Here is a 22,683-nt window from a genome sequence, read left to right as displayed (position 1 = left end):
TGATGGGGAAATGCGTTATCCGGTTCTTCAGTGATCGCAGGTCACGGCAGCCACAGACTGGCTGGGCGCCACGCACCTCTGCCGGGCGGTCGAGCTGACCGGCGCAACCGCCTCCGGTCCGACGACGCGTAAGCCTTATAACGATGCCACTTCAATTGGGGAACGGTTCGACTTCACTTGGGGTATGCACGTTGCACTCCGGGACCGGCCGCACCCAGCCTGGTTGTGTATGCAAATCCGAAGGTTACTGGGCGTTTCACGGCGAGTTGCCCGGTGCCCGATTGATGGGGGTAGACATGCGCGAACGTACTAAAGGACTGATGGGCGCGGCTTTGGGTGTCGGCGCTCTGACACTGGCCGGCTCCGTGCCGGCGCATGCCGCAGGCGCCGTCACCGAAGGGTCCCAGGCGTACCAGACTGACATTTGCTACGACGACTTCCTAGGCAATGAGATCTGCACCACGATGGAGGGCCGACAGTTGCAGGTGGTACTGCCCAACGGGCGGCAGCTGAACCGGGACAAGGGCACTGTTGTCTCCGAGGGGTACACCTGGGAGGGGACCCATTACACGGTAGAGAGTTCCTACAACTCCTTCACCGTTTACGAGGAGTACACCAGTCCGTGGGATTTCGACGATCAGGTGACCCGTGTCGACACCGCCAGGACGACCAGCGACGCCACCGGGGAGACCTGCGAGTCGACGCAGACATTCGTCGTGGTGGACGGCCAGGAGCGCAACTTCCGTACCGACGTCGTCTGCTACTGAGGCAGCCGTATTCAGCCGGTCGTCGCCACAGTGTGCTGTTGATTTGAGCGTAGCTGTTCTTCGAAGACCTCGGCCGGGGTGTGCCAATCGAGAATGCCTCGGGGCCGGCTGAGGGGAGCAGGGCCCGGGGACCAGGCGCACCGAGGGCGGGTTGAAGGTGTAGCGGTACAGTCGTGGCCGGTATGTCACCTGGACGGGGCGTGTGCCGTCATGGCGGCGCGGTGGTGCCCACATTTTGCCCACACTCCCTGGATCTTTCCCCGTGCCCATGTGGGCACGGGGCCAGTGCCTCAACCACGGTCATGGGATGTCAGGAGTTCGTGTCACCGGGGCCGTTGGCGCTTCATGTCGATGTAGTCGGACATGGGCGTGGCGGATAGGGCGGCGTGGCGGGCGATGATGCCGGGGCTGTAGCCGAGGGTGTCGATGAGGGTGCGTGCGTCGACTTCATGGGTGAGGTCGCGGAGTGTGGCGTTGCGGGCCCGTTGGGCGTCGATGCCGAGGACTTTGAGCCTGCGCGAAAGTGTGGCCGGGTGCAGGTGCTGGCCGGCCCGGGTGCCGGGGAACAGCCACGGGGTGCCGGTGTTGGCGGTGTTCTGGTTCCCGGGGTTCTGCAGGTGCTGCCAGAGCATGGCGGTCAGTGCCTCGGGGATGGCGGTCGGGGTGGCGCCGAGGGTGAGGAGCATGCCTTGCGGGGTCACCGTGAGGTGTTCCCGGCGGAGCATGACGATCTTGTTCAGCGGGTGGGCCCACAGCAGAAGGATCAGCCCGGCCAGGCGGGTCGAGCCGGTGACGTGGCGGTGTTCAAGGCAGTTCCGGACGAGCTCGAGACGCTCGGTGTGGGTGATCATGGGCGTGCTCTGGGCATTGCGGAAGGCCACGTCGATTACCCCGGTGCGGCGGCCCTGCTGGTGGTTGAGCCAGCGGACGAAGGTGCGGATCTGCTTGCGGGTGCTGGGGTCGTGACTGAGGTAGTCGTCGATGTGGAGCTGCTGGAGTTCCTCCGCGAGGGTGTGGTGGTGTTCTTGGAGCCAGATGAGGAACTTCCCGGCTTCGGTGATCTCCTGCTTGGCCGCGTGGGTGCTGGTCTCGAGGTCGGCGTCCGGATTGGTTGCCTGGGCGCGGATGCGCTCGAGGTGGTGCCAGGTGGCGAAGCGTTCGATGAGGTCGGCCGTGCCGTCCTCGGGGAGCTCTGTGATCCTGGTCGCGAGCCAGTGTTCGAAGCGTGCGAGGGTCTCGTTGCCGCGGGCGGGCATCATGCGGTGGTGGACGACCAGCGCGCGCAGGTGTTCGACCGCGGTCGAGCGGGGTAGACGGTCGAAAGCTTCGTGGGTGAGCGCCAGTTTGCGGGCGCCGATGGCTTCCAGCAGTGCCCTGGCCCGGGTGCCCGGGCGCATGTAGGTGTAGACGCTCTCGGGGCGCTGGGTTCCGGCGAACACTTTGATGAGCCGGTGCAGGCGGAGGTCGTCGCCGGGGTTGAGCACGGCGGTGAGGTCGTCGGTGAGGGCGCAACGGATGCAGAGGCCGGCGCGGAATCTCTCGGCTTCGCGGTGGCAGCCGGTGCAGGTCAGGGCGGTGGTGATGCCGGCGCAGTCACGGCAGAGGGGCTCTCGGCCGGGGGAGCGGCCGGGGAGCATGCGGTGTTCCCGGCAGTGCGGGCAGGTGCCGTAGGTGTGGGTGGCCTCGGTGAAGCAGGCCCCGCAGACGGCTCCGTCGGGCCAGTGGACGCGGATCTTGGCGACCTGCTGGTGGCAACGGTCGCAGGCATGCTGACCGGCCGAGCGGGGTCGGCCGCGCTTCTTCCGGGGGGCGAGGTCGGTGAGTGTGGGTGGGCGGACGGATCCGTTCCCGCCGGTGGCCGGGCGCCCAGGGTCAGTCATCGTCGTCGATGATCCGGGCGCGCACGGGGCGGTAGTCGCGCAGGTCGGGGAGGTTCTCGCCGGTGGCCGTGCGGCGTTGCCGGACGGTTTTGGCGTCGGTGGCCGTGTAGGTGATCAGGTCGTTGGGCGTGACCTCGAGGGCGTCGCAGAGGGCGACCAGGACCTTGAAGGAGATCCGCTCGGGCTGCTGGGTCACGATGCGCCAGACGGCGTTGGCGGTGAGGGTGATGCCGCGCTCGTGCAGCAGCTCGGCGAGGTCCTTGGCGGTGTGCACGCCCCGGCGTGCCATGACCTCGCGGACCCGCCAGGTGTAGGTGATCTCGCGTCGGCTCATGGGTCTCTCCTGGGTGCGGGCAGCCCGAGGGCCGCCTGGATGGTGCGGTCGTGGGCCCGTTCCAAGGCCAGGCGCTGGTAGTCGGGGGAGGGCAGGGAGTAGATCGAGGTCGTCGCGGCGTGCTCGTGGCCCAGCTGGAGTTGGACGAAGGTGACGTCGAAGCCCGCCCCGGTGATCAGCTGCGTCGCGTAGGAGCGGCGGAAGGAGTGCAGGTCGAGCCCGGGCGGGAAGCCCAGCTCGTCGACGAAGCCGCGCAGCCGCCCGAGCAGGTGGGACTCGCCGACGATGGCCCCGCTGCTGGTGGGGAAGAGATCGCTCACTGGGCGCCCGTAGCGGGGCAGCCCGTTGCGGATCCAGTCCTGGATCATCTGCGCCGACCACGGCCAGACGGTCAGCACGGAACGGACCTTCTTCGCCGAGCCGCGGTGGGGCTTGCCCCAGCGCACGCGCAGCACCCCGTGCTCACCCAGATAGGGCGCCCGGCTGTTGGACGAGAAGTCCACCACCTGCAGGTGCCGCAGCTCGTTGGCGCGCAAGCCCCAGCTGTAGGCCGTCTTGAACGCGATCGCGTCCCGCCAGGCGGCCACCGCGCCCTTGCGGCCGGAGTCCAGGATCCGTTCGACCTCCAGATCGGCCAGGTCGAATAACGCCTGCAGCTCGGCCTGGGTGAAAGGCCGTTTGGCCGGGCGCGCCTCGGTGGGCTGGGCGTGGGTGAGGCGATTGAGCTCGGTCACGACCTGGCCGAAGACCTGCCCGAACGACCTCGCGCTCTGCTCGCACCAGTCGTAGTGCGGATCGCAGGCGTAGTCGCAGAACAGCTTGATCGCCCCCTGGTAGGAGCGCACCGTCCCGTGGGAGAGGTTGCGCACCGCACGGGCGTGGGAGAAGAAGTCGTCCGCGTCCGCCAGCGTCCATTCCCACGGGTAGCGCCCCGAGAAGTCGATCAGGCTCATCACGACAGCACGCCGGGTCCGGATCGTGGCCGGCGAGAAGTCCTTCGCCCGCTGCTGAGCACCCCATCCGTCCAGGACGCTGGCCAGGAAGACCTCCGGATCGGGGGCCTGCCCACCGAAGGGAGCGAAGAGCACGTTCTCGCCGTCGTGGCCCATGGAGCGTCCTCAGAGTTCGAATCGTGATTGCGATAATCGCACACAAATTGCGTGCAACGCAATAACCGCCCGAGGACGTGCAGGTCAGAAGCCGGATCGACCTGGTCTGCGGAGCTCCTGTCCGCGCCAGGTGCCACACCCGTGCTGACGGTGCGCCAGGGGAATCGGTCCAGGTCAGAAGCCAGTCGGGGGAGCACCAGCACCGTTACCCAAAACTTCACGATGTGCAGAGCGCGCAGATGGAGTCGGTTCTACTTTACATAATGTCGATTATCGGACATTGACCAGGATCGACCCGACCGGCGCCCGTTGGGACCGCGGCGGCTCATCCGCGGCCAGCGTCCTTCGAGCGCCCCATCATCTGCGCGATCCCCTGGATCGGGATGCCCTCACCCTCGTGCAACCGCCGGATCTCCGCCCATACCTCCACACTCAGCACCCGCTTTCTCCCGTCCTCGCCATGAGGACAGGGTCATGCTGGTCGTCCTGTCGACGACGACTGTCTGCTTCCGTCGGGTGCACGTTCCTGCTGGCAGGACGTGACCTGACTTCAGGGGACTCTTTCGGGAATCTCTTGACAGGGGGTTGAGCTCCCCCGGAGACTTTTCCCACGCAGTCGCGTCGCACATTACGCGCGACGTTGCAGTATATGCAGACACCGTGTTGCCGCTCTTGTATCCCTAGCTGATGTCAGTCCACGTCTGATCACCGGCCGCTCCTCACCTACCACTCGGCTCTGGGTCTACTCACCTTCCGCCGTGCAGGGAAGACGTCGGTCCTTGTCCCCACCACATCAAAGATCACAACGCCAGGAGGTCCATCATGAATTCTGTGCGCCGCCTTCTTACGGGCATCCTCAACGACTGGTCCGTCTCAACGCCAACTGCGGCCAACTCCAGTGCTGTCACCGTCAGCTCTTATCCCTACGGAGCCTCGGGGCGACTCAGCGCCGTCCCATGGGAGGGCCTCCAGCTCGATGTCAACGACTGAGAGCGCTGCGACGTCCTCACCGCGTCGACCACCCATGGCTTGACCACGCCGGGACTCGTCCCCGGGTGGACCAGAAGTCCATCCTGAAAAACAGTCACCGTGGGCACGAGGTCACAGCCGTTGTCGTCAAGGCGACGAACGCCCGCGTCGCCGTCGGAACCATCCTGGTGCCCGGTCCGGGGCTGGGAGAGGTGCTGGTGGACGTGCTCACCCGCGGGGTGTGCCCCAAGACCCCGCAGGCCTCGCGACGGACAGCGGGGTCTGGGAAACAGGTCACTTCACCGGGGCCCTCACCTCCTGCATGGGCGGACACCGGCCAAGCACACCACTCCAACGAAGTAGGGAATCACGATGACCACGGCAACCAGCATCCACCCCAGCACCACATCACCTGCACAGCCGGCGTTCCAGGAAACTGAGGACACCGTCCGAGGGTTCCAGGCCCGGCACCTGGAGCAGCCCCGGCACAGCACCTCACCGGTCGGTGACCTCGGGCGTTCCCTCAGCCGGTGGAGTCCCGCGCGGGAACGTCCTGAAGACGACGAAGCCGTCATCACCGCGGTGTTGGTTACCGTCACCCACCGCTCCGCGCGGGAACGTCCCGAAGACGACGAAGTGGTCCCTACCTACACGAGCGAGCCCGCCTGCCGGTCCGTGAGGTAGGGCCCGGGCACTGGACGCAACGGTAGGCGGGTCAACGCCGGTCATGGAGCACACCCCGAGTACATGGCAATAGATCAGGCTGCACCCGCCGGATTGCGGCACGAGCGCTGCCGCGACGCTCTCGTCTCCATTCCTTTCTCACCGCTCTTACCGGGCTGACCGTCAGGGTGGGGGACTGCGCCGACGAGCGGGTTCTCGCGGCGATGACGGACAGATGGAGGGTGTCGGTAGCCCCCAGAGCGCTGCCAACTCCCGCCTCTTCGACATCCGTGCCTACCGGTCCGCCCACGGGAGTTGTTGCATCGCGGGTCCGCGGCGTACCGCGGTCCGCGGAAATGCGCGGTTCATCGGACCGGTCGCCGAGCTCGTGCGGTTGGTCCGTGCCAGCCGCGGGCGGGACACCGGTTCCGTTGACGACACCAGGGTCCGGTCGTGGAAGGCGGGTGGGACCGTGTGAGAAACTTCCGCCAATGAGACGGCCCTTGCCCGGCGAGTGGGTCGTCGGGCGATTGTCGGCCGGTGGCCCCGATCCTCGTGGGCCCACGGGAACATTCTCGTTCTGCGCGACGGTGACAGCGCCGCCATGTCTCTGTGGATCGGGGACGAATGCATCCCTGTGACGACGAGAAGGAGCACCATGAACAGTTTTCACCGGACACACCGGGTTCGGACGCTGGCCGCCGTGCTGGCCCTGTCGGCGGCCGCCGGCCTCACCGCCGGATGCGGTGCCGGAGACGCGCCGGAGCCCGGCACGGAGGCGGAGCCCGGGGACGCCTCACCGGCGCGGGCCAACGCGTCCCCCGGCACTGCGGAGACGGACGAGGACCCTGATGACCAGGCAACCAGTGCCTACACAGGGCCCTACGACAAGGAATTCCGGGCCGACCTGTCGTCCTACGCCGGGCAGCAGGTGAAGCTGACCGGGGAGGTCGCCGACCTGATCCCTTCCCGCTCGTCCCTGGTGCTGGCCAGCCCGGAGGACCCGGACCTGGACCCGTTGCTGGTCAGCGCCCGGTACGCGTTCCCCGAGGCCGAGGAAGGCTCTGACGTCGCGGTCACCGGCACCGTGCAGATGGACTTCCAAGCAGGGGCCGACCAGGACGACACGGACGACGAGGCGGGTTTCTACGACCGCCATGTGGGGCAGCCATACTTGGACCAGGCCGAGCTGAGCAGCACAACATCCGCTGGTCGGTAGCGAATCGGTTCAGGCGGGGCGCAGTTCGACGGTGAGCAGCTGGGGCGGGGCGTTGATCCGCATCGGCAGCAGGCTGAACCCGATCCCGCAGGTCACGAACATGGCGTTGCCCTCGGACCCGTAGTCCGCCGGTGCCAAGCCGTCGGCCACGAGCTCCTCCTCCTCGGTCAGCCCGAGGTAGGACCAGTGCGACAGCAGCGGCAGGGCGATCTGACCGCAGTGGGTGTGCCCGGCCACGGCCATCGGCGCGCTGTGCGGCGGCAGGTCCGGAAAGGTCGTGGGGTTGTGCATCAGCACCAGCCGCGGCGCTGCCTCGGGCGTCTGGCCGAGGGCTTTCGCCGGGTCGGCCTCCCCCACCGATGCCGGCCCCATCCCGACGATGAACAGTCCCGGCCCGGGGCGCAAGTCCCGGGCGGGGACGGCGGCCGCCTCGTTGGCCAGCACCTCGATGCCGTGGTCTTCCAGCGCGATGGTGAGCTCGTCGACGGCACCGACGGCGTAGTCGTGGTTGCCCATCACCGCGTACACCGGGATCTCCGTCGCGGTCAGCGGCTCCAGCAGGCCCACAACGCCCTGGATGCGCTCCTGCAGGCTGGCCTCGCTGTGGTACAGGAAGTCCCCGGGGACCAGCACGGCCTCCGGGTCCGCAGCCACGGTTCGAGCGACCACGCGTTCGATCATCCCGGTGTTGTCCCACCACATGCCCACCTGCAGGTCGGAGAACACCATCACCTCGGCCCCGCTCCAGTCCTGGCCCAGTCCGGGGATCCGCGCCTGGATCCGCTCCTCGTCGAGGATGAACCGCGGCTCCACCGCCGCGCCGTAGACGCCCACCGCCAGGCCCAGGATGGCGAGAGCAGCCACCAGGCCGGTGAAGAAGGAACGGAGGTGGCGGTGCCGCCGGCCGGGGTCCGCGCCGCCGTCCGGGCTCGCTGGGTGGCTCATCGACGTCCTTCGTGTGGGCTGTGGAGCGACAGGTGCCTCCGCGCCAGGGGACGATGCTGCCGCCCCCGCTCACGGGTCTTCCACACTAGCGTCCCCCTCGGTGCCGGCGACGGCTCCTGGTGTTCCGTCCCCTGCCCCGGGGATCGGGCCGACTACGGTCGGGACGCCGGCCGGAGACGCTTGCGGCCGGCGACAAGCACCGACGGCTAGGGTGGGACGTAACGGACCGACGCACGCAGCCTGGAACAGAGATCACCGCAGAGCCGAGGAGCACGCTGATGACGTACCGCACACTGACCGTTGCCGTGGCCGGCCTGACCGGCTTGTTGCTGACCGGGTGCCAGGACGAGACCAGGCTGACCCAGCTGGACCAGTCCGGGGTCTCCACCGAGGAGCTGGTCGGCGAAGAGATCACGCTCACCAATGAGGTGGAGGGCATCTTCGGTGAGGAGTTCCTGACCATGGGCGATGAGCAGACGGTGGTCTTCGTGACGGAGATGCCCGAGGGCCTGAGCCCGGGTGACGAGGTCGAGGCCACCGGCGTCGTGGAGGAAGGCGACCTGTTCAGCGAACCCGGTGACCGGGACCGGCTGATGCTGCTCACCGACGAGGAGAACGCGAACTACCTCGTCAACCGGGGGCCCGAACCCTACCTCACCGACGCCACCGTCACCGTGGCCGAGTAGGAAGCTGAGCCGCCGGCGCCCCGCGAGGTGGTGCCGGCGCGGACGGCACCACCACCGGGCCCCGACGACGACGGAGCACCTGTGCACCGCGCCGGTGCTGTGCACAGGAACCCCTTCGTGGTGCTGCCGGCGGGCCGCTACTCCCCGGCGCCGTGATCGAGAAGTTCCCCGGGCTACTGGAGGGCGCGGACCCCACCACCGCGGCCTCGTCGTCGACGAGCACGAACTCGGCGTACAGCACGCAGGGCGCCCGGTAGAGGAAGATCCGGATGCCGTCACGGATCGGCGGCTCGCAGCAGGAGCGCTGGGCGTGGTGGGTCAGCACGTCGTTGGAGGTCTCGCCCGTGTACAGGTGCACCTCCACTCCCCCGGCCCGCGGCGGTGCGCAAGGAGTTGTCCATGGAGCCCTCGGGCACGAAGTAGGGGTTGCACACGCTCATCCTCCATCGAGCGCCGGCGAACAGGTCGTTGGTAGTTGAACAGCTGCAGGTTCGACTCCTGGGCCAGCTCCGGCCCCGAGGGCAGCACTTGGCACGCCACCTCGCCGGGGGACGTCTCAGGTCCCGGGACCGGGGTGCGTCCGGCGACCACGTCGTCGTGCTCGCAGTACGCGTCCGTGGCGAAGAGCACGTCCAGGTGCCCGACCGCAGGGCCCCGAACACGGACCATCAGCCCCCGCAGCCACGGGCGCACCGGCGGCATCCTCCGGCAGGGGATCCCGGCCGGCTCCAGCCGGTGCACCATCTGCCGGTAGCCGGGGTGCCCCACGGATCCGAGGTGGTCGATCTGCACCCGCACCGTGACTCCCCGCCGGTGGGCGTTCTCCAGCACGGCGACCACCGGCTCGGTCGTGGGATCGGCGCCGATGCCTTGCCGGTCGACGAGGTCCACGGCATGGCCCGCGTGGCCACACGGTCGGGACGCCCGGCTGTTGGCGTCGCGGACCTCGCCGACGAGCCCCTCGACGACGTCTTCCCGGGCCACAGCGGAGGCTTCTCCGGCCGTCGCCGGCAACCTCGTCGGCGGGCTGCTGCTCATGGCCCTCGCCCACGCCGTGCGGGTCCAGAGCACCCACCCGCCGGGCTGACCCCGGGCCCCGCATCCGGGATCGCACACGTTGATCCGGGCTCGTGCCGCCCTCCACGGGCATCGGCCCCCACCCCGGGGGTGGTCAGAGTCCGGGGCCGGCCGAGGGCCGGCGCGCGGCGCCGTCGGCCGGTACCGGCCGGTCCCCGTCGAGATCCGAGTGCTCCAGGGCGAAGTCGGCGTTGAACTGCAGCGCCCGCTCCCGGGCCTGCGCGGCCCGACGCGCGGAGGCGCCGGGAGCCACGGTGAGATCCACGTAGACGACAGGCCTTCCGTGCTCCGCCTCGAGCCCGGCACGCACCGTCTCTGCGCGCGTGCTGTCCGGGGCGCACGGACCCGTGCCCAGGAGCACGAGGGCCTCCTCGACGTGGGGCCGGGCGTCCAGGGTGCGGGACATCATGGCGGGCAGGCGCGACTGGAGGGCCGAGAAACCGACCAGGGCGGTGGCCGTCCCCGCAAGCCACGCGCCCGCGGCCGAGACCGCCAGCGATGCGACGAGTTTCACGGTTCTCCTCCTCCCGCCTGCCGTGGATCGACCGGCTGCTGCGCCGGGCGCCCGGCGGCACGGGCCGCACCATGGGCGGCTGGGGCGCCCGCCGCCACCACCGTGCCCGGGTGAACATCCGAAGAACACCGCCTATTCCGGACGCCCGGACCATGACGGGGGTGGTCCGCCGCTCCGGCGTGGTGTCGGTCCGCTGGGGCACAATGGAAGGACAGCGAGGACGCCCTCGCGAACGCGCACGAGAGGCCGGGGACGATCATGGTGTGGGAGTGGCTCGTCGACAACGCGTGGCTGTTCTGGTTGCTTGCCGTCATCGTGCTCGCGGCCGTGGAGATGCTGACCCTGGACTTCCTCTTCCTCATGATGTCGGCGGCCGCACTACTCGCCTTCGGGCTGAGCTGGATCACCGACAACTTCGTCCTGCAGGTCGTGACGTTCGCGATCGCCTCGGTCCTGCTGATCTTCCTGGTGCGGCCGGTGGCCCTGCGCCGCGTCAACCGGTCGACGCCCGAGACCGTGTCCAACGCGGCGCGGCTGATCGGACTGCCCTGTCAGGTGCTGGACCCGGTCACGGCCCGCAGCGGCCTGGTCCGACTCGAGGGCGACACCTGGAGCGCGCGCTCCGCGACCGGGGAGCAGCTTCCGGCCGGCACCGACGTCTTCGTCCACCGGATCGAGGGAGCCACCGTGGTCGTGGCTCCGTACCCCGCCCCGACCGCCGAGGGACGCTCCGCCCCGAGCCCGTCCTTCTGACCAAGCCGCCCCCGCGCAACGAGAGAGGCACCCGTGGATCTCGCCGTCGTCATCCTGCTCGCCGTCCTGGTCGTCCTGGCCTTCATCATCCTCGTCCGATCGGTGCGGATCATCCCGCAGGCCCGGGCCGGGATCGTGGAGCGCCTGGGCAAGTACCGGACCACCTTGAACCCCGGACTGCACTTCCTGATCCCCTTCATCGACCGGCTGCTCCCCCTGATCGACCTGCGCGAGCAGGTCCAGTCCTTCCCGGCGCAGTCGGTGATCACCGAGGACAACCTGGTCGTCGGCATCGACACCGTCGTGTACTTCCAGGTCATGGACCCGCGCGCCGCGACCTACGAGATCGTCGACTACATCCAGGCGGCCGACCAGCTCACCTCGGCCACGCTGCGCAATGTCGTGGGCGGCCTGAACCTCGAGGAGGCCCTGACCTCCCGGGACAAGATCAACGCGGAGCTGCGAGGCGTTCTGGACTCCACGACCGGCCGGTGGGGCATCCGCGTCTCGCGGGTGGACATCAAGGAGATCACTCCCCCGCCGTCGATCCAGGACTCGATGGAGAAGCAGATGCGCGCCGAGCGGGAGCGGCGCGCGGTCATCCTCACCGCCGAGGGCGACAAGCAGTCACGGATCCTCATGGCCGAGGGGCAGCGGCAGGCGGCGATCCTCTCCGCGGAGGGCGAGGCCAAGGCCGCGATCCTGCGGGCCGACGGCGAGGCCCAGGCGATCCGCAAGGTCTTCGACTCGATCCACCGCGCCCGGCCCACGCAGAAGCTGCTCGCCTACCAGTACATCCAGACGCTCCCGAAGGTCGCCGAGGGCAGCGCGAACAAGATGTGGATGATCCCCGCCGAGCTGGGTGACGCCCTTCGCGGGGTGGGCGAGTTCCTCTCCCGCCCGGACGAGGACGGAAAGGGCCCGCGCCGGAGCTGGTCCGAGGCCGTGGACGAGGAGGCGGAGCCCGAGCCGCGCGGTGACGAGGAGTCCCTCGTGACGCCCGAGGCGGTGCGCGTGACCGAGGAGGACCTCAAGCCCAACCTGGAGCGCACCACGGTGGACCCCGACGAGTTCACGATGCCCCGGCCCTCCAGCATCGATCCCGAAGCGCCCGTGAGCCTGGACGACACCACGCCCCCGGAGGACCGGTCCCGCTGACCCGCGCCGCCCGGGAACATCCCTGGGCCCCACCGCGTTGCACCCAGAGGATCACGGGTCCCGGACCCACCGTCAGCCCGAGCGTGCGCCACCCCCGTGGCCACCGTCAGTCATTGGAGGAACCACCACTATGAGCGATCGCAGCCTCAGGGGAATGCGGCTGGGCTCCCAGTCCATGGAGACCGAGGCCGGCGTCGAGCCGGCCCCGCGCCAGCGGGTCGAGTACCGCACCGTCGACGGCGAGTCGGTCACGGTGACCTTCGCCGCGGAGGCCGAGATCCCGCCGGTCTGGGTCTCCAAGACGGGCAAGGAAGCCGTGATCGTCAACGGCGAGAAACCCGAGAACCCCAACGAGAAGCACCAGCGCACGCACTGGGACATGCTCCTGGAGCGGCGCAGTACGGACGAGCTGGAGGAGATCCTCCAGCAGCGCATCGATTTCTACCGTCAGAAGCACGCGCTGTGAGCCGTTCCTGACCATCAGCACGCGCGAGGGGCCGCCACCGGGGACACGGGTGGCGGCCCCTCGCGTGTCGGCAGACCCCCGGACGGCACGGGCCGCCGGGACGCCTGCCTCGGCGGATCAGCGCCGGGAGAACCGCTGGGCCAGGGTGCGAGCCCGCGCGGAGAGTCCCCACTGGGCCACGCGCATGACCGCCTCCCGCGTCACATCGGGGCTCATCTTCGACTGCCCCTCGGCGCGCTCGACGAAGGTGATGGGGACCTCGGCGACGGTCAGTCCCGCCCGCTCGGTGCGCCAGCCGAGGTCGATCTGGAAGCAGTAGCCCTTGGAGTCCACGGTGTCCAGACCGATCCGCTCGAGGGTCTCGCGGCGGAACGCCCGGTACCCGGCTGTGATGTCGTGGATCCGGGAGCCCAGGAGCGTCCGGGCGTAGAGGTTTCCGCCGCGCGAGAGCAGCTGGCGCTGCAGCGGCCAGTTCACCGTGCGCCCGCCGGGGACGTACCGGGAGCCGATGGCCAGGTCCGCGCCGTGTTCTATCGCCTCCAGGAGCAGCGGCAGCTGCTCGGGCTGGTGCGAGCAGTCGGCGTCCATCTCGACCAGGACGTCGTAGCCACGGGCCAGCCCCCAGCGGAACCCGGCGATGTACGCGGCTCCGAGGCCCTCCTTGCCGGCGCGGTGGAGAACGTGGATGTCGGGGTCCGAGGCGGCCATCTCGTCGGCGAGCCGGCCCGTGCCGTCGGGGCTGTTGTCATCCACGACCAGGACGTGCCCGTCCGGAACCGCCCGGCGCAGACGGTCCATGACGGTCGGCAGCGACTCGCGCTCGTTGTAGGTGGGGATGACGGTCAGTACGCGCACCGGGCGGGGTCCTTTCAGGATCAGATGCACCACAGGGCAGGCTCCCCCGCCTTCGGACCAGGTCAGCCCTGAGGGGATGCTGACCTGTTTTCTAAGGACGGAGGAGCCTACCCGGCAGCAGTTGCCCAGCCTATCCTGCGGGGTGCACGTCACCAACATCACCGGTCACGGCGGAGCGTCACACGGATCCCGGGACCGCACCGGGACCCCGTGCCGTCGGGCCCGGACGCCTGTCAGAAGCCGGGTGAGCGGAAGAGCTCCACGCCGTCGAGCACCGTCTGCCGGCACACGGGAAGGGACGGGCCGTCGAGGGCCGGCAGCAGCGGGGTGCGGGCGCGCGGATCGGTGCTCCAGGAGGCACCGGTCCCCTGCGCCTGCTGCACCATGAGCGCGTCGACGTCCCAGACGGCGAAGGTGGCAGGGGTTCCCGGGGCCAGCTGCCCCTGCATCGGGTCGGGGGTGCGCGCGGCCCGCCACGCGCCGCGGGTGCACGCGAGGAAGGCGGCCCGTGCGGAGATCCGCTGGCCGGGGTCGTGGTGCTCGAGGCAGGCCCGCACGGTCTCCCACGGAGAGAGGGGCACCACGGGGGCGTCCGACCCGAGGGCGACCGGCACCCCGGCCCGGTAGAAGTCCGCCAGGGGGTTCATCGCGGCGGCGCGGACGGGGCCGAGGCGCTGCTCGTACAGACCTCCCGGCCCGCCCCAGGCGGCGTCGAAGCCGGGCTGGACGGACACGGTCACGGAGTGCCGGGCCAGCCGTTCGATTCCCTCCGGGTCGATCATCTCTGCGTGCTCCAGGCGGTGCCCGGCACTCTGCAGGCCCCGCTCCCCCACGAGCCCGGCCGCACGGTCCAGGCCGTCCAGGACGACGTCCATCCCCGCGTCCCCGATCACGTGGAATCCCCCCTGGAGGCCGGCCTCCGTCGTCGCGGCGAGGTGCGCGGCCACCGCCTCCGCGTCGAGATAGAGGTCACCCGTGCTGTCCGGGGCGTCGGCGTAGGGCGAGCGCAGGGCCGCGGTCCGGGAGCCGAGGGCGCCGTCGACGCACAGGTCCCCTGCGAGCCCGACGAGGGACTCGTGGCGCTCGACGGTCCGCCCCAGGAGGGCCCCCAGGGCGGTGTCGAAACGCTCGACGACCGAGCGGGCCTGCGCCGCGGTGGCCACGAGCTCCCCGCGGTACGGCACGACGCGCGGGAGCGGGTTCTCGGTGCCGATGCCGTGGTTCGCCATCGCCGTCAGGCCCACCAGGTCCTCGAACGGGGCGACCTGCTCGGCGCCGGCCTCGACGAGTGCCACGTACCCCTGGGAGGCCGCGTGCCGCAGGGCCAGCCGGTGCATCGCCGCCCGCCGTGGCGGGTCGAGGTCCAGGACCGCCGCGCGCACCAGGTCGTGCGCCCGGCGCTCCACGCGGCCGTCGCCGAGCCAGCCGTCCACACCGCCGAGAGGGAGCCGGTGGCCCAGGGCCGAGGAGACCACCCCCGAGTGGACGTCCACCCGGGTGAGGTACACCTCCCGTCCCCCGGTGGCCCGGTCGAGCTCCTCCGCGGTGGGGGCCCGGCGCTCAGGCCACCGGGACTCGTCCCAGCCCGAGCCCAGGACCACGCCGGTGCCGCCGGCCGCGGCCCCGGCGACGGCGTCGAGCAGCTCCTGGAGCGTCGCCGCGCCCGCGAGATCGAGGGTGGACAGGGCCAGGGCCGTCTCGGTCACGTGCACGTGGGAGTCCACGAACCCCGGGGCCAACAGCCGCCCGTCGAGGTCGACCACGTCCATGGTCGAGTCCTGCAGGGACTGCGCGGCCTCCTCGGAGCCGACCCAGGCCACCCGGGCGCCGTCCACGAGCAGGGCCGTGGCGAACGGGTCGGCGGGGCTGTAGACGGAGCCGTTGCGGTAGAGGACGGGCCGGCGGGCGGGAGGAGCGGAACTCACGGGTCTCCTGTTCGGGGCGGTGCTGCGGGACGGTGGTGCGGGGCGGTGCTGCGGGGCGGTGGTGCGGGACGGTGGTGCGGGACGGCCGGTCGACGGGGGCTCAGCGGAGGGCGGGAGGTCAGTCCTCGAAGCCCGAGTGTGCCACCACGCCGCGGCGCACGAGGGCGATCGCCCGTTGGCACTGGGCGCGCAGCGCCGGGTCCAGCAGGTCGATGGAGGCGAGCTGGTCGAGCATGTCGACGACCTGCTTGGCCCAGCGCACGAAGTCCCCGGCCGCGAGCTCGGTGCCGTTGAGCGCCGTGCTCAGCGTGGCCCCGCGCGCCCACAGGTACATGGGCTCGACGAGTCCGAACTCGGGCTCCGCGGTGAGCTTGAGGTGGTGCTCCTGCTCGCGGTCCGTGAGCCCGGACCAGTGGCGCACCACGGTCTCGGCGGCGCGGTCCATGGCGGCCGAGGGCAGGACGGGCTGGAAGCGCTGCTCCTCCCGCTTGGCCTGGTAGACGAGCAGGGTCACCACGCCGGCCGTGGCGGCGGGGTCGAGGCCGTGGAGGAAGCCGTCGCGCAGACACAGCGCCAGGAGCAGGTCCCGGTCCCCGTAGATCCGGCGCAGCTGCTGGCCGGCCGCAGTGGGCCGCAGCTCTCCGTCGGGCAGGGTCTCGAGGTAGCCGAAGGACCCCAGCACCTGCGAGACCCGGTCGAAGGTCTTGGCGATCGAGTTGGTGCGGTTCTCGATCTGGCGCAGCAGTCCGTCGGTGTCCCGGCGCAGGGTCCACCACCGCTCGGCCCAGCGGGCGTGCGACTCCCGGTCCGAGCACCCGTGGCACGGGTGCGCCCGCAGCGCCCGGCGGACCTCGGTGATGCGCCGTTCGGCCGCGCTCGTGCCGCGGTCGAACTGGATGCCGCGGCTGCCCCCGCCCCCGCGGGGCGGCCGGTGCTCGTGCAGCGCGTTGCGGATGGAGGACGCGAGGTCCCGGCGCTCCTTGGGGGTGCGCCCGGTGAAGTGCTTGGGGATCCGGATCCGGGAGACCGGCTCCAGCGGGCCGTCCAGGTCCTGGGCCCCGACGCGACGCAGCTGGTGGTCGATGGTGAGGATCGAGGGACGGGGGTCGTCCCGCTGGGGATCGGTCGAGAGGATCACGGCGTACCCGGCGTTGCGTCCGCGCGGGATCTCCACGACGTCCCCGGGCAGCAGGTCGTGCAGGGACGCGACGGCGTCGGAGCGCCGTTGCCGGGAGAGGGTCTTCTCGGCGGCGCGCTCGAGCTCCGTGAGCTCCCGCCGCAGCGCGGCGTACTCCGTGAAGTCGCCCAGGTGGCAGGTCATGGCCTCCTCGTAGCCCTTCAGGGACTCCTCCTGGGAGCGGACCCGGCGGGCGAGGCCCACCACGGAGCGGTCGGCCTGGAACTGGGCGAAGGAGGACTCGAGGATTTTCCGGGACCGCCGGGCGCCGAACTGGGCGATCAGGTTGACCGACATGTTGTACGTCGGCCGGAAGCTGGAGTTCAGGGGGTACGTGCGCTTGGACGCCAGACCGGCGACGGCTCGGGGGTCCATGCCCGGCTGCCACAGCACCACGGCGTGGCCCTCGACGTCGATGCCCCGCCGGCCGGCGCGGCCGGTGAGCTGGGTGTACTCCCCCGGGGTGATGTCCACCCGGGACTCGCCGTTGAACTTGTCGAGCTTCTCGAGCACCACGGAACGGGCGGGCATGTTGATCCCCAGGGCAAGGGTCTCCGTGGCGAAGACGGCCTTGACGAGCCCCTCGGCGAACAGCTCCTCCACGAGCTCCTTGAACGCCGGCAGCATCCCGGCGTGGTGGGCGGCCACGCCGCGCAGCAGACCCTCGCGCCACTCGTAGAAACCGAGCACGTTGAGGTCGGCGGCCTCGAGCGTGGCCGCGGTCTCGGCCACCCGGGCGCGGATGGTCTGCTGCTCCTTCTCGCCGGTGAGCCGGATGTCGGCGGCCACGCACTGCTCCACCGCGCCGTCGCAGCCGGCCCGGGAGAAGATGAACGTGATGACGGGCAGCAGGCCCTCGGCGTCCAGGCGGCGGATCAGCTGGGGCCGGGACACCCGGCGCGTCTCCGGGTTCGGGCGGTGGCCGTCGCCGCCGTTGCGGCGGGAGAAGCGGTCCCGGGAACGTCCACCGGGTCCGCGTCCGCCGCGGCGCCCCCCGCGCGGCTGCTCGGCGCGCGCGAGCTGGAGCAGCTCCGGGTTCACCTCCGGCTCGTCCCGGCCGGGACCGAGCCGTTCGGCTGCCTCCTCGACGGTCGTGTCGTCGACGAACAGGTCGAGCAGCCGCCCGCCCACCTGCACGTGCTGCCACAGCGGGACCGGCCGGTGCTCGGAGACGACGACGTCCGTGTCGCCCCGCACGGTGTCCAGCCACGCCCCGAACTCCTCGGCGTTGGAGACGGTCGCGGACAGCGAGACGAGCTGCACGCTGTCCGGGAGGTGGATGATGACCTCCTCCCACACGGCCCCGCGGAAGCGGTCGGCCAGGTAGTGCACCTCGTCCATGATCACGAAACCGAGGTTCAGCAGCGTCGGGGAGTCCGCGTAGAGCATGTTCCGCAGGACCTCCGTGGTCATCACCACGACCTCCGCCTCGGAGTTCACGGAGGTGTCCCCGGTGAGCAGGCCGACCCGGTCTGCCCCGAAGGCGCGCGAGAACTCGTGGAACTTCTGGTTGCTCAGCGCCTTGATGGGTGTCGTGTAGAAGGCCTTCTGCCCGCGGGCCAGGGCCAGGTGGACGGCGAACTCCCCCACCACGGTCTTCCCGGCGCCCGTGGGAGCCGCCACGAGGACCCCGCGGCCGGCTTCGAGGGCCCGGCACGAGGTCTCCTGGAACTCGTCCATCCGGAACTCGAGCCGGTTCTGGAACGCTGCGAGCTCGGTCCTGGCGTGGGCCGCGCGCTGCTTGGCGGCCAGGTATCGGTCGGCGTGGGAGGACATGCGTCCACCCTACTGCGCGGCGGCGACGGGAGGCCGAGCGCGGGACGGCCGTTCGCGCGGGGCCTCACGGGGCGGTTCGCGCGGGTCCGCCGGCCGGTGCCGGGAGGCCGCACGGGACCGGTGCCCGGGGCCGCGGCGGATCGGGCCACGGAGTCGCGCCCGGTCGGGTCCCGGGAGCCGACCGGGCAGGGCCCCGGGGTAGGGCCCGGTCGGGCCCCGGGGCCCGACACGGTCAGTCCTCGGGGTCGCGCCCGAGGCGCTCGAGTTCGTCGGCGGAGGTCCCGGCGTCGGCGGAGGCGCCGGTGGTCTCCGCGAGCCGGGCCGCACGGCGCGCCCGCCGGCGGTCCAGGACCAGGCACAGACCCACGGCCACGAAGAACAGCGCCAGCAGCGGCACCGCGAGGTAGAACATGGTCATCGGGTCCGGCCCCGGGGCGGCCATGGCGGAGACGACCGCGACCAGGACCACGACGATGCGCCAGCTCCTGAGGATCGCCCGGCCCGAGAGCACACCCAGCATGTTCAGGCCCACGAGGAAGACGGGGAGCACGAAGGCGACGCCGAAGGTCAGGATCAGCTGGAGGAAGAACCGCAGGTACACGTCCGCGGAGATGAAGTTGGTGCCGCCCACCGGGGTGAACGCGGTCAGCGCGTAGACCGCGGTGGGAAGCGTGAGCACGGCGACGGCGATGCCGCTCAGGAACAGGGGCACGGCCGCCGCCAGGAAACCCGTCGCGGTCCGGCGCTCGTCGCGGTGCAGCGCCGGGGTCACGAACGCCCAGAGCTGGTAGAGCCACACCGGGCTGGCGAGCACGAGGCCGAGGACGAGGGAGACCTCCACCATGATGTTGAAGGACGAGCCCACGGCCGAGTAGTTGATGGTGGCCTCGCGGCCCTCCGCCTCGGTGAGCCGCTGGAGGGGTTCGGTGATGTAGCCCATGAAGGGCTCGTAGAGCAGGAACCCCCCGACCATGCCCACGACCGTGGCCACGGCGGCCTTCGTCAGCCGGTTGCGCAGCTCCCGCAGGTGCTCGGCCAGGGCCATCTGGGCCTGGGGGTTGGCCTTGCGCGAGGACCGGCGCGGCTTGGGGGCGCGTGGGGTCTGCGGGGACATCGGGACCTTCGGGACGTCGGACGGACGGTCGGGCGAGCGGTCGGCCTGCCCGGGGGAGGCGGAGCGCTCGGGCGGGACGGTCAGGCGGGCGGGTTGCCGGGACGCTGCTCCGGGTCGCGCGGGGCGCCGGGTGCGCCGTCCCGGGTCTCGTCCTGGCCGTTCTGCACGGGCTTGCCGTCGATGACGACGTCGGAGCCCTCGGCCCGGTCGTCCTTCTTCATCTCCTTGACCTCTGACTTGAAGATCCGCAGCGACTGGCCGAGGCTGCGGGCCATGCCCGGCAGCTTGGGGGCGCCGAAGAGCAGCAGGATCACCAGCAGGATGATCAGGATCATGATGGGGCTGTCGAAGAGCCTACCCATGGGACATTCCTTTCCGTTCAGCCCTGCGGATGTCGCTGATCCGCTGCGGCTGGCCCCTGCGGTCCTTGCGTTCCATGCGGCGTCGCAGACGGGCGTCTTGTCGTTGGTGTCGGCCGAACCGGTAGTCGGCCAGGGCTTCTCCCACCGGTGTGAACAGGGCGGGCTCCGGCCGGGACCGGACGGGACGCGGCACTCCCGAGGCGGCGGCGTCCCAGCGCCCGGCGAAGTCCCCGGCGGCCGCCTCGGTCTCCCTCAGCAGCACCAGGAACGTCCGGACCAGTCGCCACAGCACGAGCCCGAGGAACGCCGAGCCCAGCAGGACGAGGACCGTCCACAGTAGGACCCAGGACCACCAGAGCATGGCCCCAGTATAGGTGGAGGAGTCAGGACGGATCGGACGGCCCGTAGGGCCCCAGCGCAGAGTTCACCCAGAGTTCCACCTGCTCGGCGACGTCGTCGGGACCCGCCACGGCGAGCTGTCCGCCGTAGCGGCCGACGAGGGAGCAGACCGCCTCGACCGTCTGGAACCCCACGAGAGCGGCCTCGTGGTCGGCCGCGGGACCGGTGCGGGCGCCACCGGGCGCCCGCACCACGGCGGTGCGGCTCGCGCAGTACTGGTCGGCGATCCACCGGGCGCGGCGGTCGGTGACGAGCACGACCTCCACGGTGTCCGGCGCGCCCGGGACGGGCGGCGCGGCGGCGGCCGCCTCCTGGACGGCGGGCCGCTCCCCCGCCGGCCCGGCGTCCTCGACGGCGGAGATCCGGTCGAGCCGGAAGTTGCGCATGCCCTCGGCGTTGAGGCACCAGGCGCGCACGTACCAGTGGGTGTTCGAGGAGAACACCTGCACCGGGTCGACCACTCGCTCGGTGAGCTCGTCCCGGGACGGGACCACGTAGCGGATCCGCAGCCGGCGGCCCTCCTCGACCGCCCGTCGAACGGTGGCCATGACGTCGGCCAGCGCGGGGGCCGGCGCGTCGGTGGTGGGCCGGGCGCCCACGGCGTTGGCGAGCACCCCGGCGTCACCGGCCGCGCCCGCGACCTTCGCGATGGCCGAGGCCACGGCCACGGAGTCCCCGCCGGGGACGGTGCGCAGGGTCTGCAGGCCCACGAGCAGCGCGGAGGCCTCGGGCTGGGTCAGTCGCACGGGGTCGGAGAGCTCGTCCGCGTTGGAGAGGTACACGTGGCCGTCGTCCCACTGCGCGTCGATCAGCTGGTCGGGCATGTGCCCGGGCTTGCCGCAGACGAACAGGGTGTTGAGGTCGGCGATGAGCTCCTGGTCGGTGATCCCGAAGCGGCGTGCGGTCTCCTCCAGCTCGGCGCCCTGGTGGGCGTAGACCCACCGGACGATCTCGAGCAGCCGGGAGAGGTGGTCGGCCGTGGAGAGCTTGTTCCGGGTGCCCTTCCGGGACTTCCGGCTCCAGTCGACGGCCAGGCCCCGGAAGGTGGCCTCGGCCGCCGCGGCGCTGCGCAGACGGCGCACCACCGCGGCGCGGACCTCGGCCTGGAGGGTGGGCGCAGTGCCGTCGCCGTCGGCGGGGACGACGACGTCGGGACCCGCCGCGGCGATCTCCTCGGCGAGGATCTCCGTCTCCGCGAAGGGGATGTGCAGCCGGTCCCAGGCCTCCGGCCGGTCGCCGCGACCCGGGCCGGGCTCCTGGTGGGAGGCCATGCGGCGCAGCATGAGGGCGTGGCCGGGTCGGGCCAGGACCTCCACCGTGCGGGCGGGCGCGTGCGAGACCATGGCCGAGAGCGCCTCGTTCATGGAGAAGTCCGCCGGCGGGGCGAACTCCCGCCGGGTGACGGTGACGTCGGACATGATCCGGGACAGCCGGAAGGTCCGGGAGTCCTGGCGGTCGAGGTCCCAGCCGACCACGTACCAGTTGCCGTAGCGGGAGCCGATCCCCCAGGGCCGCAGCCGCCGGGTGGTGAGCTGGTCGGTGGACCGGGCGAGGTAGTCGAAACGGACCTCCCGGTGGCGGACCACGGCGGAGAGCAGGGGCTCGAAGGACGGTTCATGGGCGGTGAGGGTGGGCTGCAGCAGCGCCGGTGCGTCGTCGCCGGGCAGCCCGTCGATCGCCGGTTCGAGCTTGCGCAGTGCCCGGCGCGCGAGCTCCCCCAGCGAGGCGTCGGTCCAGGCGTTGGCCGCCAGGGCGAGCACCGCGGACTCCTCCGCGGTGAAGCGCAGGGGCGGCAGCGTGAAGGATCCCCGCGGGATCCGGTACCGGTGCCCGTGGGTGTCGTCCGGGAAGAGGGGGTCCTCGGAGACCTCCTCGATGGGGTAGCCGAGATCGCGCAGCTCCGCCTTGTCGCGTTCGAACATCCGCTCGAACGCCTCGTCGGAGGCCGACTCCGCGTACGACGGAACGGCCTCCCGCAGCTCGGCGCGGGTGTACCCGCGCTCGCGGGAGACCAGGGCGATGAGCAGGTTGAGGAGCCGCTCCGTCGATCGGGCTGCCATCCGCTGGGGCCTCAGCGCACGTCCAGGAGGTCCACCACGAAGATGAGCGCCTCGTCGGGGCCGATGACCCCGCCGGCCCCGCGGGAGCCGTAGGCCATCGCCGAGGGGATCTCGAGGCGGCGGCGGCCACCGACCTTCATGCCGAGCAGGCCCTTGTCCCAGCCCTCGATGACCTGGCCCACGCCCACGGTGAAGTCCAGGGGCTGGCCCCTGTTCCAGGACGCGTCGAACTCCTCGCCGGCGGAGAAGGTCACGCCCACGTAGTGGCACGAGATCTGCCTGCCCGGGGTGGCCTCCGTGCCGGTGCCCTCGATCAGGTCCGTGATCACGAGCTCGGTCGGCGCCTCCCCACCGGGGAAGTCGACCTCCGGCTTGGTGCGGTCGAGATTGCGCTCTCCGAAGGACATGGCTGCTCCTGTTCGTGGGGCCGAGGGCGTCGGGTCCTCGGGGAGTGGTCGTGGAAGCGGGTGGGGTG

Annotated in this window: 20 protein-coding genes; 6 read left to right on the top strand and 14 right to left on the bottom strand. The window is 71.0% G+C overall.

What is annotated here, in order from left to right; translation table 11 throughout:
- Nucleotides 1–284 precede the first annotated feature (284 nt).
- Nucleotides 285–767 (top strand): hypothetical protein, encoded by a 483-nt coding sequence (locus ACH9EU_RS06020; RefSeq protein ID WP_396413037.1) that lies wholly within the window; start codon nucleotides 285–287, stop codon nucleotides 765–767.
- 323 nt (nucleotides 768–1,090) lie between these two features.
- Here ACH9EU_RS06020 and ACH9EU_RS06015 read toward each other — a convergent pair whose 3' ends face one another.
- Genes ACH9EU_RS06015 through ACH9EU_RS06005 form a run of 3 tightly spaced genes read right to left on the bottom strand, consistent with a single transcriptional unit; the run spans nucleotide 1,091 to nucleotide 4,090 of the window.
- Nucleotides 1,091–2,647 carry a hypothetical protein gene (locus tag ACH9EU_RS06015; RefSeq protein WP_396413036.1) on the bottom strand — a complete coding sequence of 519 codons (1,557 nt, stop codon included), beginning with the start codon at nucleotides 2,645–2,647 and terminating at the stop codon, nucleotides 1,091–1,093.
- On the bottom strand, nucleotides 2,640–2,981 hold the full coding sequence (locus ACH9EU_RS06010) for a helix-turn-helix domain-containing protein (RefSeq protein ID WP_396413035.1): 342 nt from the start codon (nucleotides 2,979–2,981) through the stop codon (nucleotides 2,640–2,642). The genes ACH9EU_RS06015 and ACH9EU_RS06010 overlap by 8 nt, the downstream gene beginning before the upstream one ends.
- Nucleotides 2,978–4,090 carry a tyrosine-type recombinase/integrase gene (locus ACH9EU_RS06005; RefSeq protein WP_396413034.1) on the bottom strand — a complete coding sequence of 371 codons (1,113 nt, stop codon included), beginning with the start codon at nucleotides 4,088–4,090 and terminating at the stop codon, nucleotides 2,978–2,980. Before ACH9EU_RS06005 ends, ACH9EU_RS06010 begins: the two co-directional genes overlap by 4 nt.
- Before the next feature lie 2,290 nt (nucleotides 4,091–6,380).
- On the opposite strand from ACH9EU_RS06005, the gene ACH9EU_RS06000 reads away from it, so the two are divergent.
- Nucleotides 6,381–6,941, top strand: a complete 561-nt coding sequence (locus ACH9EU_RS06000) for a hypothetical protein (protein WP_396413033.1) — start codon at nucleotides 6,381–6,383, stop codon at nucleotides 6,939–6,941.
- Nucleotides 6,942–6,950: 9 nt separating this feature from the next.
- Here ACH9EU_RS06000 and ACH9EU_RS05995 read toward each other — a convergent pair whose 3' ends face one another.
- Entirely contained in the window at nucleotides 6,951–7,886 is a 936-nt protein-coding gene (locus tag ACH9EU_RS05995; protein ID WP_396413032.1) for a metallophosphoesterase, read from the bottom strand.
- Between the two features lie 278 nt (nucleotides 7,887–8,164).
- Here ACH9EU_RS05995 and ACH9EU_RS05990 point away from each other — a divergent pair, with 278 nt between their 5' ends.
- On the top strand, nucleotides 8,165–8,572 hold the full coding sequence (locus tag ACH9EU_RS05990) for a hypothetical protein (RefSeq protein WP_396413031.1): 408 nt from the start codon (nucleotides 8,165–8,167) through the stop codon (nucleotides 8,570–8,572).
- Between the two features lie 318 nt (nucleotides 8,573–8,890).
- On the opposite strand, the gene ACH9EU_RS05985 is transcribed toward ACH9EU_RS05990, so the two are convergent.
- Both ACH9EU_RS05985 and ACH9EU_RS05980 read right to left on the bottom strand, forming a co-directional pair.
- On the bottom strand, nucleotides 8,891–9,556 hold the full coding sequence (locus ACH9EU_RS05985; protein ID WP_396413030.1) for a phospholipase D-like domain-containing protein: 666 nt from the start codon (nucleotides 9,554–9,556) through the stop codon (nucleotides 8,891–8,893).
- A 187-nt stretch (nucleotides 9,557–9,743) separates the two neighbouring features.
- Nucleotides 9,744–10,163: a hypothetical protein gene (locus tag ACH9EU_RS05980; protein WP_396413029.1), complete on the bottom strand. Its 420-nt coding sequence runs from the start codon at nucleotides 10,161–10,163 to the stop codon at nucleotides 9,744–9,746.
- A 258-nt stretch (nucleotides 10,164–10,421) separates the two neighbouring features.
- Here ACH9EU_RS05980 and ACH9EU_RS05975 point away from each other — a divergent pair, with 258 nt between their 5' ends.
- From ACH9EU_RS05975 to ACH9EU_RS05965, 3 genes are all read left to right on the top strand, one after another.
- Nucleotides 10,422–10,916 carry an NfeD family protein gene (locus ACH9EU_RS05975; RefSeq protein ID WP_396413028.1) on the top strand — a complete coding sequence of 165 codons (495 nt, stop codon included), beginning with the start codon at nucleotides 10,422–10,424 and terminating at the stop codon, nucleotides 10,914–10,916.
- Between the two features lie 33 nt (nucleotides 10,917–10,949).
- Nucleotides 10,950–12,074 (top strand): SPFH domain-containing protein, encoded by a 1,125-nt coding sequence (locus tag ACH9EU_RS05970; protein WP_396413027.1) that lies wholly within the window; start codon nucleotides 10,950–10,952, stop codon nucleotides 12,072–12,074.
- A 130-nt stretch (nucleotides 12,075–12,204) separates the two neighbouring features.
- Nucleotides 12,205–12,540 carry an RNA polymerase-binding protein RbpA gene (locus ACH9EU_RS05965; RefSeq protein WP_396413026.1) on the top strand — a complete coding sequence of 112 codons (336 nt, stop codon included), beginning with the start codon at nucleotides 12,205–12,207 and terminating at the stop codon, nucleotides 12,538–12,540.
- A gap of 117 nt (nucleotides 12,541–12,657) precedes the next feature.
- On the opposite strand, the gene ACH9EU_RS05960 is transcribed toward ACH9EU_RS05965, so the two are convergent.
- The 8 genes from ACH9EU_RS05960 to ACH9EU_RS05925 all read right to left on the bottom strand — a co-directional run bounded on the left by ACH9EU_RS05960 (nucleotide 12,658) and on the right by ACH9EU_RS05925 (nucleotide 22,615).
- A complete protein-coding gene (locus ACH9EU_RS05960; protein ID WP_396413025.1) occupies nucleotides 12,658–13,395 on the bottom strand; it encodes a glycosyltransferase in 738 nt (245 codons plus the stop codon).
- Between the two features lie 233 nt (nucleotides 13,396–13,628).
- Nucleotides 13,629–15,320: an amidohydrolase family protein gene (locus ACH9EU_RS05955; protein ID WP_396413024.1), complete on the bottom strand. Its 1,692-nt coding sequence runs from the start codon at nucleotides 15,318–15,320 to the stop codon at nucleotides 13,629–13,631.
- Between the two features lie 118 nt (nucleotides 15,321–15,438).
- A complete protein-coding gene (locus tag ACH9EU_RS05950; protein WP_396413023.1) occupies nucleotides 15,439–18,273 on the bottom strand; it encodes a DEAD/DEAH box helicase in 2,835 nt (944 codons plus the stop codon).
- A gap of 232 nt (nucleotides 18,274–18,505) precedes the next feature.
- A complete protein-coding gene (gene tatC / locus ACH9EU_RS05945) occupies nucleotides 18,506–19,387 on the bottom strand; it encodes a twin-arginine translocase subunit TatC (RefSeq protein WP_396413022.1) in 882 nt (293 codons plus the stop codon).
- Between the two features lie 80 nt (nucleotides 19,388–19,467).
- A complete protein-coding gene (tatA, locus tag ACH9EU_RS05940) occupies nucleotides 19,468–19,749 on the bottom strand; it encodes a Sec-independent protein translocase subunit TatA (protein ID WP_396413021.1) in 282 nt (93 codons plus the stop codon).
- Nucleotides 19,742–20,110, bottom strand: coding sequence for a hypothetical protein (locus ACH9EU_RS05935; RefSeq protein WP_396413020.1), 369 nt, complete (start codon nucleotides 20,108–20,110; stop codon nucleotides 19,742–19,744). The genes tatA and ACH9EU_RS05935 overlap by 8 nt, the downstream gene beginning before the upstream one ends.
- 22 nt (nucleotides 20,111–20,132) lie before the next feature.
- A complete protein-coding gene (locus tag ACH9EU_RS05930; RefSeq protein WP_396413019.1) occupies nucleotides 20,133–22,208 on the bottom strand; it encodes a WYL domain-containing protein in 2,076 nt (691 codons plus the stop codon).
- 11 nt (nucleotides 22,209–22,219) lie between these two features.
- Nucleotides 22,220–22,615 (bottom strand): FKBP-type peptidyl-prolyl cis-trans isomerase, encoded by a 396-nt coding sequence (locus ACH9EU_RS05925; protein WP_396413018.1) that lies wholly within the window; start codon nucleotides 22,613–22,615, stop codon nucleotides 22,220–22,222.
- Nucleotides 22,616–22,683 lie beyond the last annotated feature (68 nt).

Origin of the sequence: Kocuria rhizosphaerae, assembly GCF_044462265.1 — a bacterium.
Lineage (GTDB): Bacteria > Actinomycetota > Actinomycetes > Actinomycetales > Micrococcaceae > Kocuria > Kocuria rhizosphaerae.
This window is presented reverse-complemented; position numbering and strand designations above follow the sequence as displayed.

Bases quoted from the DNA above. Each gene is read 5' to 3' on its own strand.
- ACH9EU_RS06020 (WP_396413037.1), top strand. From the start codon at position 285: ATGGGGGTAGACATGCGCGAACGTACTAAAGGACTGATGGGCGCGGCT.
- ACH9EU_RS06015 (WP_396413036.1), bottom strand. From the start codon at position 2,647: ATGACTGACCCTGGGCGCCCGGCCACCGGCGGGAACGGATCCGTCCGC.
- ACH9EU_RS06010 (WP_396413035.1), bottom strand. From the start codon at position 2,981: ATGAGCCGACGCGAGATCACCTACACCTGGCGGGTCCGCGAGGTCATG.
- ACH9EU_RS06005 (WP_396413034.1), bottom strand. From the start codon at position 4,090: ATGGGCCACGACGGCGAGAACGTGCTCTTCGCTCCCTTCGGTGGGCAG.
- ACH9EU_RS06000 (WP_396413033.1), top strand. From the start codon at position 6,381: ATGAACAGTTTTCACCGGACACACCGGGTTCGGACGCTGGCCGCCGTG.
- ACH9EU_RS05995 (WP_396413032.1), bottom strand. From the start codon at position 7,886: ATGAGCCACCCAGCGAGCCCGGACGGCGGCGCGGACCCCGGCCGGCGG.
- ACH9EU_RS05990 (WP_396413031.1), top strand. From the start codon at position 8,165: ATGACGTACCGCACACTGACCGTTGCCGTGGCCGGCCTGACCGGCTTG.
- ACH9EU_RS05975 (WP_396413028.1), top strand. From the start codon at position 10,422: ATGGTGTGGGAGTGGCTCGTCGACAACGCGTGGCTGTTCTGGTTGCTT.
- ACH9EU_RS05965 (WP_396413026.1), top strand. From the start codon at position 12,205: ATGAGCGATCGCAGCCTCAGGGGAATGCGGCTGGGCTCCCAGTCCATG.
- ACH9EU_RS05950 (WP_396413023.1), bottom strand. From the start codon at position 18,273: ATGTCCTCCCACGCCGACCGATACCTGGCCGCCAAGCAGCGCGCGGCC.
- tatC (WP_396413022.1), bottom strand. From the start codon at position 19,387: ATGTCCCCGCAGACCCCACGCGCCCCCAAGCCGCGCCGGTCCTCGCGC.
- tatA (WP_396413021.1), bottom strand. From the start codon at position 19,749: ATGGGTAGGCTCTTCGACAGCCCCATCATGATCCTGATCATCCTGCTG.
- ACH9EU_RS05935 (WP_396413020.1), bottom strand. From the start codon at position 20,110: ATGCTCTGGTGGTCCTGGGTCCTACTGTGGACGGTCCTCGTCCTGCTG.
- ACH9EU_RS05930 (WP_396413019.1), bottom strand. From the start codon at position 22,208: ATGGCAGCCCGATCGACGGAGCGGCTCCTCAACCTGCTCATCGCCCTG.
- ACH9EU_RS05925 (WP_396413018.1), bottom strand. From the start codon at position 22,615: ATGTCCTTCGGAGAGCGCAATCTCGACCGCACCAAGCCGGAGGTCGAC.